Source organism: Nocardia terpenica, assembly GCF_013186535.1.
GTDB classification, from domain to species: Bacteria; Actinomycetota; Actinomycetes; order Mycobacteriales; family Mycobacteriaceae; genus Nocardia; species Nocardia terpenica.
Genome location: NZ_JABMCZ010000003.1, coordinates 808,088 through 823,110, shown reverse-complemented (window position 1 = coordinate 823,110; position 15,023 = coordinate 808,088). Strand labels below are relative to the sequence as shown.

The following is a 15,023-nucleotide window of genomic DNA, read 5'->3' as shown; positions in this document are numbered from 1 at the left end:
AACGGATTTCAGGTCCGCGGCACACCCCGGGACACCCGGGGCAGCTCCAGATCCAGCGGGATGCGGCCCGCCGCCAGATGCGCGTCCAACTCGGCGGCGGGCATCGGCCGGGCGATGAGGAAGCCCTGCGCGCGATAGCACCCCAGCCCGACCAGGGTGCGCGCCGCCACGGCCGTCTCCACGCCCTCGCCGACCACCCCGAGCCCGAACGAACCGGCAAGGCCCACAATGGATTTCACGATCGCCAGATCGTCGGTGCTGACCCCCAGGCGCTGCACGAAGCCACGATCGATCTTGACCGCGTCGACCGGCAGCGCCTTCAGATGCGACAGCGAGCTGTACCCGGTGCCGAAGTCGTCGATGGCGATCTGCACGCCCATCCGCTTGAGGCCGCGCAGCGTCACCTGCGTGCGGGTCAGATCCTGCACCACGACGTGCTCGGTGATCTCCAAACACACGGAGCTGCCGTCGATTCCGTGCCGGCGCAGCACATCCTCGATCGATTCCACGAAGTCCAGGCTCACCAGCTGCACCGGCGACACATTGATCCGGATGACCACATTCGACGCCAGCCCGCGCCGCCGCCACCGCGCGAACTGCTCGCACGCCGCCTTGATCACCCACCGGCCCAGCTCACCGGCCAGATTCGTCGCCTCCGCGACACCCACGAACGCCCCGGGCGGCAGCAGTCCCCGCGAGGGATGCTGCCAGCGGACCAGCGCCTCCATGGCGACGATCCGGCCGGTGCGCAGATCCACCTCGGGCTGATAGTGCAGGACCAGCGATCCGTCCGTCACGGCGCTGCGCAGGTTGAGCTCGACGTCGTCCTGCAACTCGAACTGGGCGCGCATCGCGTCGGTGAACACCGCGACCCCGTTGCCGCCACCGGATTTCGCCGACAGCAGCGCGTGGTCGGCGCGCCGCAGCACCTCGGTCACGGTCGTCTCCCCCGGAATGCCCAGCGCGACTCCGATGCTCGCGCCGCGGCTGACCGACTCGCCGCCCACGGTCACCCGCTGCGCGATCAGCTGCTGCAATCGGGTGGCCTCGAGTTCGGCCGCCACCGCGTCCATCGGCTTGGCGGGCACGATGACGAACTCGTCGCCGCCTAGTCGCGCGATCATGTCCGTCGGATCCATGTGGTCGCGCAGCCGTTCCGACAGCGTCCGGATGAAGTTGTCCCCCGCGGTGTGACCGAGAAAGTCGTTGAGCGCCTTGAGCCGATCCAGGTCCAGGAAGAAGGTGGCCACCGGGCCGGGGCTGCCGAACCGCAACCGGTTCTCCATATGTTCCAGCAGCGCCCGCCGGTTCGCCAGCCCGGTCAGGTCGTCGTGCATGGCGATGTAGCGCAGCCGCTCCTCGGCCTCCACGCGCGCCTGCAACTGCGCGAACAGCGCGGCGATCGCCTTGAGTACATTCAGCTCCCGGGTGCTCCACTCCCGGTCACCGTGCTTGATGAAACCGAGCAGGCCGATCGGCTCCCCGCGCGACAGCAGCGGCACCGCCGCGGAGGTCACCTCGTCGAATCCCGAGGCGCGCCGGACGGTCGCCTGATACTCGGCGAACTGCGGGCCGGGCCGCACGATGGTCGGCTCGGTGGCGTGTTCCACGGCGCGGAAGGAGGAATCGGCCTGATCGAAGTAGACGACGCCGAGCGGATCGGGGTCGGGCACACAGGCGCGGCGCGGCCATTCGGCCACCAGGACCGTGGCCCGGTGCTCCCGGTCGGTGTGTCGGAGGTAGCAGAAGTCGACATCGAAGTGCTCGACCAGACTCGCCAGCACCCGTTCCGTCGCCGCCACCATCGTGGTGGCGTCGACGCCCATCAACTCGGAGGCAACCTGTGTCACCAGTGAGTCAAGTGTCCGCCGCGGCACTGTATCTCCGATCGCGTCAGCTGCGGGGCCTCGTACGCCAGGATCTCATGCACAGGCACTTCCAGTAGGTCCGAGAACCTGCCCCGAAGTGACGTCAGTGTATCGGCGAACTGGGAGGAAATCGCGTTCAACTCGTTGTTCCTACTCCGTTGCTGCGCGGTGGCGCGCGGCCTGGCCGGGGCGTCGCGACCACCGTCGATCCACGGCCGCGCCCGGGGTGTGGTCGCCTAGGCAGTATCCGTCATCGAACCAGAATTGACCAGAAGACTGGCAAATCTTCCGAAACCTAGAGGGTAGGTCTGAAATCCGCCCAGGTCAGCCCGAAGGTAGCCGCGAAGCGACATAACGGGAAGACCGGTTGGTTCCGATATAGTTACCAATCCGCAACCTAGTTGAGGATTAGACCAGTATCGAGATCAGCAGCTCCACCTCGGCGGAACCGCGCCAGATCTCGATCTCCTCGCGGTAGGCGCGGGTGATCTCGGCCGAGGCCGTCGCATCGTCGACCTGCGCCCAGACATCCTCGACCTGATCGTGGTAATCGCCGTTGGGCTCGAAGCGGGCGTAGACGCCCTTCGGCACGCGGATCATCACATCGCCCACCGGCACCGCGTCCACGGCCGGATAGTCGTAACTGACCAGTACGTTGTAATTTCCGGCCGGATCGGGCACGTACACCGTGTAGAGCGGTCGCTGCGAGCCGTCGCGGTCGCGTAACCGGTCGCGCAGGAATTCGATGAGCTCGCTGTTGCTGACCTTGAAGCTCGGGCGCATCCGAGGCACCACCAGACCGGCATAGGTGGACTCGTCGCGGACCACGATCGAATAGCTCATCTCGGGTCGACCGCCAGGTAGAGATCGATCTTGTAGGCGTGCGGGTAGCACTCGAAGTCCCCGGTGTGGGTGCGCCGGATCTGGTTGTGCTCCTCGGCGAAGGCGATCTGGGTCCACAGGTCGGTCATGATCTGCGGGAAGTTGCCGACCGAGGAGAACCGCGCGTAGGTGCCGCCCGCCAGCCGCGTCGCGATGTGGCCGCGGGTGACCTCGTCGAACGACGAGCACTGGTAGCCGACGATCTGGGTGTTGTAGGTGCCGAGGTCGGGCTGGAAGTCGGTGTAGGCCGACGCGAGCGGACCGCCCAGTTCCTGATGCAGCACGGCGGCCCAGGCCGCCTCCAGATCGTGGTCCCGCAGTTCTCCGAGCGCACGTTTCGGGCTTCGCACCGGTAGCCCGGCGACCCATGTCTCGTCTCGCTCGACGATCTCAAACTGCATGGAAGGAAACTCTCTCGACAATGATCGCGTGGGCTCGGCGCCCGCATCCCGTCCGGCCAGGAACGTCATGCTATCAACCCCTCCTGTGAGAGATCGGTGACATGTCCGCACCGCGACAAATGGTGCAAACCCATGGTTATCGATGCATAGTAGGCATGATCGAGCGGCGAACACACCACATCGGGGCACCACCGCGAACTCGCCGGGCCGTCCGTGCCGCTCGGCGTGCCCGGTACCGGGCCGCCGCGGCGATGAGCGTATGCCTGGGATCATGACCGACACGCCCGCTGCGCCCGACGGGTACCGCACGCTCGCCGCCATGGACGCCGACCTGATCGACTGCCGCGCCTGCCCCCGCCTGGTGGCCTGGCGCGAACAGGTGGCCCGCGACAAGCGCGCCGCCTTCCGCGACGAAACCTATTGGGGCCGACCGGTTCCCGGCCTCGGCCCCGACAACGCCCGTCTGCTCGTGGTCGGCCTCGCCCCGGCCGCCCACGGCGGCAACCGAACCGGCCGCATGTTCACCGGCGACCGCAGCGGCGACGTCCTCTTCGCCGCCATGCACGCGGTGGGCCTCACCAACCAGCCGACCGCCGTCCACCGCGACGACGGCCTCCGCCTCCTCGGCACCCGAATCACCGCCCCCGTCCACTGCGCCCCACCCGACAACAAACCAACCCCCACCGAACGCAACACCTGCCGCCACTGGCTCACCACCGAACTCCACCTCCTAGCCCCCACCGTCCGCACCATCCTCACCCTCGGCGCCTTCGGCTGGCAGTCCCTCCTCCCCGCCCTATCCACCGCAGGCTGGCAAATCCCCACGCCCCAACCGAAATTCGGGCACGGGGTGCGGTACAGGCTGGAACCGGCCGCACCCCACCTGAACCCTGTCGAACTATTCGGCTGCTACCACGTGAGCCAACAGAACACGTTCACAGGGAGATTGACTCCGGCCATGCTCGAAGATGTTCTCGCCCAGGCCAAGTCGGCGGCCGGGTTGTAAGCGGTCGACCACCACTTCGGCCTCCGGCCGCATGGCTTTCCCGTCATTCCGGCCCCCTAGGGCCGGAATGACGGGATCTCAACGGAACATCACCCGATCGCCCGCGAGAACCGCCCCGCTTGTGTCAGCAACGTTCGCGGAAGATCGAATACTCACGCAGGTTCTCGGCGAGATCATTGGGGACGCCCGCGAAAACGACCAGATCCTCGACGCAGGCGAGCCTGCAGACTCTCGATGCCGCAGCAATCTGGGAGGCCAATTCGGTAGTGACACCTGGCAATTGGGCAAGGATAGATTCGGGAACGTTGTTGATATCGACGAGTCCGCCGTCGTCGAACTCGCGTCGCAGATCCGGACGCCCGATCGCCAGCTCGGTCGCCAGATTAGGGTCGGTGGACAGCAATTGGCGTGCCTGCGCGCGACGCGCGCGACGCTGCAGCGCCGCCTGTACTACGGGTTCGGTCACTATTGCCGCCTCCGGCGCCGGTGGATGGAGCGCGGCAACCTGCTCTCGATGTGAGGCTTGCTGGGTCATCGCCCCGACCACGCGATCGCGGACCCACACGGCGTGGCCTGTGGCTCCGAACATCAGAATCACCAAGACTGTCGCGAAGATCGGGTCGCTATGCTTCACTGCCACGAATTCGATCACGGTTGCCACTGCGTAACCGGCCGCGCTCAACGCCAGCGACCGTGACCGTGCCGCAGCGGCCGCGACAGCGAACAGCACGGCGGTCAGCAGTCCCAAACTGAACAGCGGTACAAATGCCGCGATCCAGCTACCCGCTACCAACGGTCGTGACGGGCGGTGGTCCGAGATCTGTGCGGACGACATAACGAGTTCCTTCCGTGCCCCTCCGACTGACCCGAGGTGACAGAGAAGGTATCGGGAGTGAGTGCCGATGTGTTTCGTCCCGGTAGCCGGGACGGTGCCATGCGGGCGATTCACCACGGTGCTGATGGACTCGAAGCCGTGCTGACCGATGCCGAGGCGGCCGCCGGTCCGGTCACGTCCGACCTTGCGGGGCGCTCGCGATCAGCGCCAACCGCTCACACGCGAAATGAGCTGCCCGCCAGCCAGACCCAACCAGTACTTATCGGGAGATCAACCAACAGATCACGTTCACAGGAAGGTTGACTCCGGCGATGCTCGAAGACGTTCTCGCCCAGGCGAAGTCGGCGGCTGGGTTGTAGGGATCCCGTCGTCCCGGCCCTGGGGGCCGGAACGACGGGAACAGAGGGAGACCGTCGCCTTTACTGAGGTTCGTGACGCGATGTCGCCACCGGCCCCGACTCTCCTCACGCACCACCGGCCCCGACTCTCTTCACACACCACCAGCCCCAACTCCCCTCACAACCTCACCCGGCCCTCACCTCTACTCGACCATCATCCTTTTCCCGTCATTCCGGCCCCCTAGGGCCGGAATGACGGGATCTCAACAGGACTCACCCCACCGCCCGCAGGAACCGCCCCGCATGCAAACTCGTCCCGAAACCCTCTGCGAAATCACCATTTTCATGCACCACCGTGCCATTCACGATGGTCGCGGCGACGGCGCTACCAGACCGATTGACCATTCGATTCACCCCGGGCGCACCCGGCATCGGGGCCTCATGATAATCCCCACTGCTGCCATCGAATCCGGCAGGATCGACGACCGCGAGGTCGGCCCGGGCACCAGGGGCTATGCGGCCGGTGTCCAGCCCGTACCACTGGGCCAGTTCGCCGGTGAGGCGGTGTACGGCGCGTTCGACGGGCATGATCCGGTCGCGGTGGACGCGTTCCAGGAAGCGAATTCCCATGTTGTAGAAGGCCATATTGCGCAGGTGCGCGCCGGAGTCGGCGAAGCCGATCTGCACCTGAGGGGAGCGGGCGAGCCGGTTCAGTTCGGTATCACGATCGTTGGCGATGGTGGTGCGCCAGCGGAGGGCCGAACCGTGCTCCACTACCAGGTCCAGCAGTGCGTCGGGGGCGAGAATTCCTCGGTCGTCGGCGATTTCGCCGAAGGAGCGGCCCACCAGGTCGGCGTCGGGACAGGCGACGATTTCCGCGTCGTAGAGGTCACGGTGCCAGACGCGGGTGCCGAACTTCTTCGACATGTCCTTGCGGAAGGCGCGCCGAAAGTCGGGGTCGTTCAGAAATTCGTGCCGCCGCAACAGATCTCGGATATTGAGCGCGGTCACGCCGGACCCGAACTCCTCGAAGATCACCAGATCGACGCCGTCGGCATACACCTCGAACGGAACCGGTAGGTGCTGCCACCGGAAGTCGGCACCCAGCACCCGATTGGCCAGCGCCGCAACGACTGTCGCCAGCCGCACCACATTCCGATCGGCCTTGATGTCGGCGGCGGAGATGAGCGTCGTCTTCAACGGCCGCCCGTGCCGCCAACCCCCGCTCTGCAGCAGGAAGTTCGCGATCTCGAGCCGACGAGTCAGGTTCGGGGTGCTCTGATGGACCCGATGCCGTTGCCGCAACACATCATTGAGCGCCCGGAACTCCCGCCATCGAGCATAGGTGGACGGCAGCTGCCGCCCCGGATACCGCTTACCCTCCAGCTTCGAGAACGAACTGCGGATCGTGGACAGTCCCACGAACCCCGCATCGAGGGCATCGCCGAGCATCCGCCGCATCTGCTGCACCTCGGCCCGCGTCGCCCGCGCCCGCCGATCCGAGGCCCGCGCCAGCCCCATCGTCGCCACCCGGATATCCGAATGTCCCAGAAACGCCGCAACATTCACCCCGAGCGCCTTCGACTCCAGCGCCGCCACATACGATCTCGGATCCACCCAGTCCCGATGCTCCTTCACCGCGGAATGCACCACATCCCACGGCAGCGCCTCCACCCGAGCGAACATGTCCGCACAGTCCTCCGCCCCGGCATACACCGTCGACAGCGAACAGTTCCCCATCACCACCGAGGTAACCCCGTGCCGCACCGACTCCCCCAACCCCGGCGCGAACAACACCTCGGCGTCGTAATGGGTGTGCACATCAATAAACCCCGGCACCACCCACCGCCCCCGAGCATCAACCGTCCGCACCCCCTCCCCCAACTCGACCCCGATCGCCGCCACCTTCCCCCCGACAACCCCCACATCGGCCCGAACGGCCCCCACCCCCGTCCCGTCGTAAACCAGCCCCCCACGCACCACAACGTCGTAACCCACCATCACGACCTCCCATCTACCTGCTACACACCGTATCGGACACCCGTCCACCCCCTCCACCCCCAATCCCCACCCCTCCCCACCCGCCCCGACCAGCCGATTCGTCCCCAACCCACCCCACCTGCTAAAGTTCCTGACCGTGGCTCGGCAACGACCCACGGGGCTATAGCGCAGTTGGTAGCGCGTCTCGTTCGCATCGAGAAGGTCAGGGGTTCGATTCCCCTTAGCTCCACTCTTTCCCCAGATCAGGGCCGGTTTCCGCAGCGAGACCGGCCCTTCTTCGTTCCCAGATCTTCCAACTAAGTCCCAACAAATTCGCCTGCCGTCCCAGGTCAGAACTGCCCGCTGACGGCACGATCAAGCGCATCGACGGCAGCCTTGTGCGCGCGTCCACGAGCCATGCAGTGCCGCTGGGTCATGGCCGGGGCGACGTGCATCAACACATCCGCCCTCACTCGCGCCGATAGCCCAGCGTCATCGAGGATCGTCGCGACCGCGCCACGGAAGCTGTGCGCGGTCACATCGTCGGGGACACCGAGCGCATCGCGGACCTGCTGCCACTCGTGGCCCACGTTCTGCGGGTCGCGCAAAGTCATACCGCAGACGGGAACACCAGATCCAGCACCTTTGCCTTGGGGTTCGGCGGCGAGGCCAACCTACGGGCAGCCAGATCGGGCTTACGCCGTTTCAATGTCTCCACTGCGAACTCAGGCAGGGCGATTACGCCCTTGCGGTTCTTGGAGTCGTCGTCCTTCTCGACACGCACCAGGCCCTTACCCTTGACGCGAACCACCTTGCCGCTCATCCGGAGCGTGCGCGCCTTCAGATCGATGTCGGACCACAGCAGGCCGAGAATCTGGCTTCGGCGCAGTCCGGTTGCAGCGAGCAGCGTCACCCAGTCAGCCAGATCTGTGCTCTCGCAGTAATCCGCAACGGTCGGTGGCGTGTAGGACTTCGCCGGCGTCTGACGGTCCCGTTCGGCCCCGCGAAACTTGCGTGGACACGGCAGCTGCGAGATTCGCACCGCTGCCAGCATGAACCGCGACAGATCGGAGTCGACCCGTCCACGCTCAGCTCGAATATCGCTGGCTTCACCTCTGTCCGTGGATTCAAAACGATGCGGCGGCCACGACCTTCTACGGACCTACGCGGTCAATGTGCGGTCGCAGATCTCCGCAGTCTGCGACATCGAGCGCGGGGAAGCCGGAACTGAATTCGTGCCGGTGTCGCGAATATTGTGGTTTCCCGTTGCTGCCCGGCTGACGGTTCCGGCTGCTGGCGCAAGGAAATTATTCCGTCGCGCCCAATCGTCCGTGAGCCTGATTGGAGGATCACGGTCGCCGCTGAGGGCGGCGCACCTCCGGCTAAGAGCTCCTAACAGGTTCGGTGGGTTGCTGATGAATCATGGTGTCGGGCAGTATGTTTCGTTGTGGCGGCACCGTGGATCGTGGATGACGAGTTGTGGTCGGTGATCGAACCGCTACTGCCGGTGAAACCGGCCGGGACACCGGGGCCGCCGCAGATGGACAGCCGGAGGGCGCTGCAGGGGATCTTGTTCGTGTTGATCACCGGGATCGGGTGGGAAGACCTGCCCCAGGAGCTGGGGTTCGGGTCCGGGATGACGTGTTGGCGCAGGTTGCGGGACTGGCAGGCCGCTGGGGCGTTCGAACAGATCCATCAGGCCGTGCTCGCCCGCTGCCACGCCGCCAGGTTGATCGACTTCGACTGGGTCATGGTCGACGGCTCGCACGTGCGGGCGAAAAAAGGGGCGCCGCAACAGGACCGAGCCCGGTCGACCGCGCCAAAACCGGCTCCAAGCACCACCCTGTTGACCTGCGGGAACGGATTCCCGCTCGCGGTGGCGCTGTCGGGCGCCAGTGTCAACGACCACCTGATGTTGCCCACGCTCCTTGACCATGTGAAGCCCCTTCGCGGGCGTGCGGGCCGCCCCAGACATCGGATCACCACTCTGATCGCGGACAAGGGCTACGACTATCCCAGCGTGTATTCCGAACTGTGGCAACGCCGTATCACTGGCTACATCGCGCGCCGCGGCACCCGTGACAAGGTCACCGCCGGCCGCTGGATCGTCGAGCAATCCTTCGCCCTGCTGCACCAGTACCGGCGGCTGGCCATCCGATGGGAACGACGCACCGACATCCACCACGGCTTCCTCGACCTCGCCACCGCACTGATCTGCTGGCGACGACTCAGCAACCGAACCCGATAGGAGCTCTAATCGTGGTCATTGCGGCTACCCACCGCTGCTATAGCGACGTAGCTGGCCAGCGAACAACTGATCGACTTCTTCGTAAGTCTTGGCCGCCGACTGCGACGCCTCCGACATCTGCCGAACGTTACCGCCGATGACACCATATGCCTTGATCACGGCATCACTGGCCTGCGTCGACAATGCCTGCACCGGCGAATCGGGCATCGTGACTGCGGTCGAGATCTTGATTTGGCCGATAGCGTCGGCGTGTCCGGCCAGTGCGCCGCCGAGCTGGTGCAGCGTGTCCTGGTCGACCTGAAGCATGTAGCCCAACGATCCCCCCTGAAGAACCGAGTTCCAACCCGCAAAGCCTCCTGGGGACACTAGCATGTCGCCCCTGACCAGGGCATCCGCCGAAAGGTAGGAACCCGTATTCGCCTCCGTCTGCTCCGCCTCTTGGACCCAGGTGTGCACCGATTGACGCGAGACCCGGTACCAGGCCGCGACCTGGCCACAGGATCTGCCCGGATCAGTAACTGTGCAGTGAAGTCCAAGCCTGATGGGCTTTTTCAACTTCCTCCATCAAGATCGCGATCTTGGGGAACTCGTCCTCCAACATGCCCCAATCGCAATTCAGAGAAGAGTCGAGAGCCGTCGTCCAGACATCGACAAAGCGTTCAAGCGATTCGACGATGTGGTTGACATACACGAACGGATCTCGGACCGGCTCAGAGGCCGGCACGCGGCGCACAAATGCGGTCCGCTCCGGCGAGGGGCCCCGCTCGGGGTCAAGAATGCCCGTACCGCGCTGGTGCAGGTCGTTGGTGTGGAGAATCAAGTCATCGAAGCGGCTACGATCGACATCGCCGACTACCCGCTTGAACTCACCAACCAGATACTGCAGGTATGTCGCATCCGGGAGACCATAGCGCGGGCGGAGCCGTGCGGCCAGCCATCGCGTGCGATCGGCAACCTCCCGCAGCCGGGCGATCTCACCCTCCCACTCCGCCAGCCGCTCCGTCGTATCTCCTCTTCGCGAGTAACATCATCGTCGATCATGCAACCTCCCCTTCTGCGATGAATAGCGTTTGTACACAACGTAATCCATCAACGTCTCGTACGGCAGAGGTGACCGGGACAAACGCGCACTCAACGCGCGTGCATCAACGGAAGAGCGGCTACTGCCAGGCGAGCGGCTCTCGCTGTCAGGTGGCCCGGAATGGCGGCACCACATCCGCAGTCGGGCGGGTGCGCCGCCGACAGCACAGCAGTACGGGCTTCGACCGCAGTCCTATGACCGCCTGATCGCTACCACCCTGACCTCTGCGTTCATGGTGCGAAGCTCGATCAGTGACCTGACCAGCGAGATCTGAGAGAACGGGAACAGCGAGTCGGTAGTGATCTCCTCGCCATCGTTGAGCAGAATCGCAAACACGACCTTCAGGGTGCCGATGTCACGAACCATCGGGTGGTCAGGGTTGTGGCGCGCGATGCGGTCGCGGAACTTCTTCGCGACGTCCCTGTCGTTGCGCAAGGCCGTCACTGCGTTGATAGCCTGCGCGAACAAGTGGCTCAGCGGTGCGCTGCTGGTGGCCTTCTTGACGCAGATCAACTCGCAGTCGGGCCCGAGAACGTCGCAGATCTCCAGTCCTCCGCCACGATAGAAACCGGTGACGGAGTTCTTCTTGTCGAAGAGCTGGTAGCTGGCCTGCTCAGCAAGCTTGCGGTTGAACCAGTCCTCGTCGTGGGAGTCCTGCCCCTTCTTCGGTCCGCTGGTGCGCCGCTTACCTTTCGGCCAGGCCGGGACAGTAACTTCAGTGGTCGCGCTGAGGAGCTCGTCAAGCTCTTCGCGCAGGGTCTCCAGATACCAGGCGCCGATCTCGTGCCAGCTGCCCTGCCCGTAGTAGTAGCGCTCGTCATCGGATTCGACTTCCGCAACCAGCCAATCGGTGCCGCGGGTTTCCGGGCCGATCAGCATGGTCTGGCCCGCGTCCTGGTACATGGTGATCCGAAGGCGATGCAGGTCTTGCAGACGGCGATGTTCGTCGCGGTCGCGGATTCGCTCGAGCAGTACAGCCAGATCGATCTCACCGAACACGGTAGCGCTGCCGCCCAGCGTGATACGAAACGACCGCGCAGCGCCGTAATAGCCGACGCAGTTGTCGGGCAGGGTAATGCCGAGCCGGGCGTTGCTGGGGTCGCCGAGCAGCTTCGCCAAGACCTCGTCAGCGGCCAGCGCCGCCGGGCTGTTCTTGTTCAGCTTCCGGAACCGGTGGACGAAGGCGAGGCCGTCAAGCGGGTCTTCCTTATCGCAGACCCGCTCGATCTCGGCGAGGTCGGCCAGGAACTGGGCAGGGGTGGTCGCGAGTGGCAATTTGATGGCATGGCCGGAGCATTCGACCCGCACCGTCCGTGACGTGTGGGACTTAGCGGTGAGATTCAGATGTGCACCGCCGCAGATCCTCCGGACCAGCGCGCTGAACTTGTCGAGACCGAATCCGGCGATGTCGCTACCACCGAGCACGGTGTAGTCCTCGACGCGACCGCGGCGGTCCATGATCTCGTTGCGGAACCGAGTGACATCGGTTTCATCGAGGCAGCGGACCGCGAACCCGAGTCCGAAGTCGTCGTCACGGTAGGCGGGGTCGAGGATATGGTGGCCGAGGCTCCCATAGGTCAGGGCGTAGAGCCTACCGGTGGTGCGGGTGAGCAGCAGGCCGCCGGTCTGGCTGGTGGTCACCGATACCGGCAGGCCGGTCAGCCCCTCTGCTGCTGGGCACCATTCGGCGCGCTCCGGCGGCTTCGCGCCACTGACCAGCAGTCCGGCGAGCCCGTCGTGGCTGAATTCGCGTATCTCATAGTTGTTGTCGTCGAGGTATTTCTCGCGGATAAAATTGCGCAGGTCGATGGGGGTGCCGGCGGGGTCGGTCAGGCGGTGCAGGCTCGACCACCGAGTACCGGCCTTCGGTGCCTTCATATTAGCCATGCTGGTCTCCTTATTTAACATTGCTTAATAGCGGGTGCGCCATGCGCGAATTGGGAATATCGAGAAGCGGCGATGTCCATCGGCTTGCTGGTGGAATCAGGCTCCACCCCTACGGTATGAAGTCAGGAGTCCGCAGGTTCTGGCTGGTCAGGTGCCAGCCGTCGCAGACCCGACAGTGATAGATCCGCTGCTCGCGGCGTTTCGGATCGTCACGAGAGATGCCGGCCAAGGCCAACTCCGCGTCCGCGGCGGCAAAGTACCGATCTTGCCAGTCGCACACCGCGCCACGCGGATCAACGGTGACAGACCAGTGAGGTCGGCGCCGCTGTGCAGAGCCAGCTCGCGGCCTCCCATATGACGCGATCGGTGCCGACACTGCCTAGCTGGCTGGTTGGTGCTCATCGCGACCTCCGTGTTCGGTGTGTGATGCCACAACGATGCAGCCGCTACTAAGCGAAGTCGATGTAGAGCACTGATAAGGGGGTTTATCAGGCAGACATCTTCCGGCGGAAACCTGAGCCTCGTACCGTTGCTCTCATACCCCTGGAAGGAGACGAGGGCACCGATGGAGCATCCGACCACCGAACCGACACTGACGCTGCAGGACATCGCCGACCTCGCGAAGGTCAAGCGCTCAGTGGTGTCGACCTGGCGCAACCGGAGGTCGATCAAAAGTGAGCACGTCGCTTTCCCTCGGCCGGTCGCGGAAATCGGAGGAATCGCTCGCTTTGCTCCCGCGGAGGTGATCGACTATCTGGAGCGCACGGGCCGGGGCAACAACACCGAATTCCGCTTGGACGCGGCGGCGGTCGGCGCCCCGGACGGAGTGCAGCTCGAAGATTTGGTGACATTGCTCTGCTTGCGCCAACTGGCCGGCGATCTGGAGCAGCTGTCCGCCGACGAATGTCTCGCCGCCGCCTGGGAACACGATCCCGGCAACGAGATGCTCGCCGCCGAGGTGGCAGGGTTGAACAACACGCGCCAGGCGCGCGTATTCATCGATGGTCTGGTGGCGTCGAGTTTCGGTGGCACGGATGCGCTGGCGAAGCTCGAATCCTCGCGTGTCGGCCGTGAATTGGCGGTGCGCGACCTGAACCCGGATGCGGTGGCGCTGCTGGGCACCGTCGTGAACGCCTGCCGGATGGAGCTCGGCACGTACACCGCACAGGTGGTCTCGGCAGGCGACGAGCCGAGCGTGGTGCTGGCCCTGTCCGACGCCCACCCGGATATTGAGGTGCACGCGCTCGGCGACACCCCAGCCGCGCGGGCATTGCGCCGCCGCATGGTGATTCGTGAGCAGGAACAGGCGTCGGGGTGTGGCCCGCGGGTGCGGCTGTTGTCGGTTGTCGGCGCGGAGCTGTCACAGGCCCTGGACAATGTCGACTACGTACTGGCCGGTCTCGAACCCGGTGAGATCGCCGTGATCCTGGGGGCTGCCTCGGCACTGTGCGATTCGATTCCCCGAGTGGGAGCGCGAGCGAACATCCGGAGGGCAAGCGGGCGGACACCTTGAGGTTCGGTGGTCTCGCTGCGGCGTTGAAACTGCCCCGGGGGCTGTGGAAGGAGGCTCCCCGTCAGGCGCTGGGCGTCTGGGTGTTCAGTGGAGGGGCCACCATCGATCTGCCGATGGTCGCGGACCTGGGCGCCGTCCTCCCGACCGAGCTCGACCACGACGCGCTGGCCGCCGACCTGGCCTCCGCACTCGGTGATCGCGAAGATCGGATGGCTCGCGCCTACCGCTACGGTCGGATGGTCAAGCTCAGTGACATCCTGGCCGGGCACGCCGTGGTCTCACCCGGCACGGTGGCGGTGTGGGTGCGGGCACCCGAGGCGGTCGGCGAGTTGAACCGCGTGTACGCCGCGACACTGGTGACCTCGGTGCCTGATCACGGTTTCGACGTGGCGGCCCGCGCCGGTGCTCGTTCCCTGCAGGTGCGCCACCGCCCGCTCAGCGAACTCTCCGACCGCAAGCAGATCGTGATGCGCAAGGGCAACAAGATCGACCGATCGCACCACGACCCGAATGGCACCGTCAGAGTACTGTCGGCAGACGGTAGCTCCGCGGGGATTCAGTTGGACCCGCTCGACGCAGTGAGTCGCTATCCGCGTGCGACCCGCACCGAGGCCGGTGACGTCGTGTTCTGCGAACACCCACCCCGGGCGCTGGTCGACGAGACAGGCGGCAACTTGGTGTTGTCGCCGTCGCGGATCTTGCGGTTGTCACCCGATGCCGGTATCGGCCCCCGCGCTCTAGCGGCGCTGATCAACCAATCGCCTGCTCATCACACCGACTGGAGGTCGTGGAACGTGCCCCGCCTCACCGATGACGAGTCGACACGGCTTGAGGCAGTGCTGGCCGCTGCCACCGATTACATCGCGCGGCTGCGAGCGCGGCAGGATGCAATGGATGATCTGTGCCGTGCCCTGATCGGCGGGATCGGCGCGGGCACGGTGAGCCTGTGCGTACCAGCCGAATCGGTCCACTAATCACATGAAA

General features: G+C 65.2%; 14 protein-coding genes, 1 tRNA gene and 1 pseudogene. 6 read left to right on the top strand and 10 right to left on the bottom strand.

Annotation, left to right across the window (positions count from 1 at the left end; translation table 11 throughout):
• Positions 1-8: 8 nt before the first annotated feature.
• From HPY32_RS25355 to HPY32_RS25345, 3 genes are all read right to left on the bottom strand, one after another.
• On the bottom strand, positions 9-1,850 hold the full coding sequence (locus HPY32_RS25355; protein ID WP_171983051.1) for a putative bifunctional diguanylate cyclase/phosphodiesterase: 1,842 nt from the start codon (positions 1,848-1,850) through the stop codon (positions 9-11).
• A 426-nt stretch (positions 1,851-2,276) separates the two neighbouring features.
• Positions 2,277-2,711 carry a GyrI-like domain-containing protein gene (locus HPY32_RS25350; RefSeq protein ID WP_067593498.1) on the bottom strand — a complete coding sequence of 145 codons (435 nt, stop codon included), beginning with the start codon at positions 2,709-2,711 and terminating at the stop codon, positions 2,277-2,279.
• The gene (locus HPY32_RS25345) at positions 2,708-3,151 is read right to left on the bottom strand and encodes a GyrI-like domain-containing protein (protein WP_067593501.1); all 444 of its coding nucleotides are present in this window, start codon (positions 3,149-3,151) and stop codon (positions 2,708-2,710) included. The genes HPY32_RS25350 and HPY32_RS25345 overlap by 4 nt, the downstream gene beginning before the upstream one ends.
• 271 nt (positions 3,152-3,422) lie before the next feature.
• On the opposite strand from HPY32_RS25345, the gene HPY32_RS25340 reads away from it, so the two are divergent.
• On the top strand, positions 3,423-4,157 hold the full coding sequence (locus HPY32_RS25340; protein ID WP_067593504.1) for a uracil-DNA glycosylase: 735 nt from the start codon (positions 3,423-3,425) through the stop codon (positions 4,155-4,157).
• A 124-nt stretch (positions 4,158-4,281) separates the two neighbouring features.
• Here HPY32_RS25340 and HPY32_RS25335 read toward each other — a convergent pair whose 3' ends face one another.
• Complete coding sequence (locus tag HPY32_RS25335) at positions 4,282-4,992, bottom strand: ComEA family DNA-binding protein (protein WP_156674685.1); 711 nt, start codon at positions 4,990-4,992, stop codon at positions 4,282-4,284.
• Between the two features lie 269 nt (positions 4,993-5,261).
• Here HPY32_RS25335 and HPY32_RS44840 point away from each other — a divergent pair.
• Positions 5,262-5,351: pseudogene (locus HPY32_RS44840) on the top strand (uracil-DNA glycosylase); the annotation flags it as partial.
• A gap of 252 nt (positions 5,352-5,603) precedes the next feature.
• On the opposite strand, the gene HPY32_RS25330 reads toward HPY32_RS44840, so the two are convergent.
• Complete coding sequence (locus tag HPY32_RS25330) at positions 5,604-7,331, bottom strand: N-acyl-D-amino-acid deacylase family protein (RefSeq protein WP_171983049.1); 1,728 nt, start codon at positions 7,329-7,331, stop codon at positions 5,604-5,606.
• Between the two features lie 156 nt (positions 7,332-7,487).
• Between HPY32_RS25330 and HPY32_RS25325 the strand changes: the two genes are divergently transcribed.
• Positions 7,488-7,560 (top strand) — tRNA-Ala (locus tag HPY32_RS25325).
• A gap of 100 nt (positions 7,561-7,660) precedes the next feature.
• On the opposite strand, the gene HPY32_RS25320 is transcribed toward HPY32_RS25325, so the two are convergent.
• Positions 7,661-7,924 carry a site-specific integrase gene (locus tag HPY32_RS25320; RefSeq protein ID WP_067593512.1) on the bottom strand — a complete coding sequence of 88 codons (264 nt, stop codon included), beginning with the start codon at positions 7,922-7,924 and terminating at the stop codon, positions 7,661-7,663.
• The gene (locus tag HPY32_RS25315; protein ID WP_171983048.1) at positions 7,921-8,352 is read right to left on the bottom strand and encodes a site-specific integrase; all 432 of its coding nucleotides are present in this window, start codon (positions 8,350-8,352) and stop codon (positions 7,921-7,923) included. Before HPY32_RS25315 ends, HPY32_RS25320 begins: the two co-directional genes overlap by 4 nt.
• A 405-nt stretch (positions 8,353-8,757) precedes the next feature.
• On the opposite strand from HPY32_RS25315, the gene HPY32_RS25310 reads away from it, so the two are divergent.
• Complete coding sequence (locus HPY32_RS25310; protein ID WP_067593518.1) at positions 8,758-9,558, top strand: IS5 family transposase; 801 nt, start codon at positions 8,758-8,760, stop codon at positions 9,556-9,558.
• A gap of 24 nt (positions 9,559-9,582) precedes the next feature.
• Here the strand turns inward: HPY32_RS25310 and HPY32_RS25305 are convergent, their stop codons facing one another.
• From HPY32_RS25305 to HPY32_RS25295, 3 genes are all read right to left on the bottom strand, one after another.
• The gene (locus HPY32_RS25305) at positions 9,583-9,864 is read right to left on the bottom strand and encodes a hypothetical protein (protein WP_156674686.1); all 282 of its coding nucleotides are present in this window, start codon (positions 9,862-9,864) and stop codon (positions 9,583-9,585) included.
• Between the two features lie 205 nt (positions 9,865-10,069).
• Entirely contained in the window at positions 10,070-10,378 is a 309-nt protein-coding gene (locus HPY32_RS25300) for a hypothetical protein (protein WP_067593521.1), read from the bottom strand.
• A 453-nt stretch (positions 10,379-10,831) separates the two neighbouring features.
• A complete protein-coding gene (locus HPY32_RS25295) occupies positions 10,832-12,517 on the bottom strand; it encodes a DUF6119 family protein (protein WP_082871710.1) in 1,686 nt (561 codons plus the stop codon).
• 574 nt (positions 12,518-13,091) lie between these two features.
• Here HPY32_RS25295 and HPY32_RS25290 point away from each other — a divergent pair.
• Both HPY32_RS25290 and HPY32_RS25285 read left to right on the top strand, forming a co-directional pair.
• On the top strand, positions 13,092-14,039 hold the full coding sequence (locus HPY32_RS25290) for a helix-turn-helix domain-containing protein (protein ID WP_082871711.1): 948 nt from the start codon (positions 13,092-13,094) through the stop codon (positions 14,037-14,039).
• A gap of 23 nt (positions 14,040-14,062) precedes the next feature.
• On the top strand, positions 14,063-15,013 hold the full coding sequence (locus HPY32_RS25285) for a hypothetical protein (protein ID WP_082871712.1): 951 nt from the start codon (positions 14,063-14,065) through the stop codon (positions 15,011-15,013).
• The last annotated feature ends 10 nt before the right edge of the window (positions 15,014-15,023 follow it).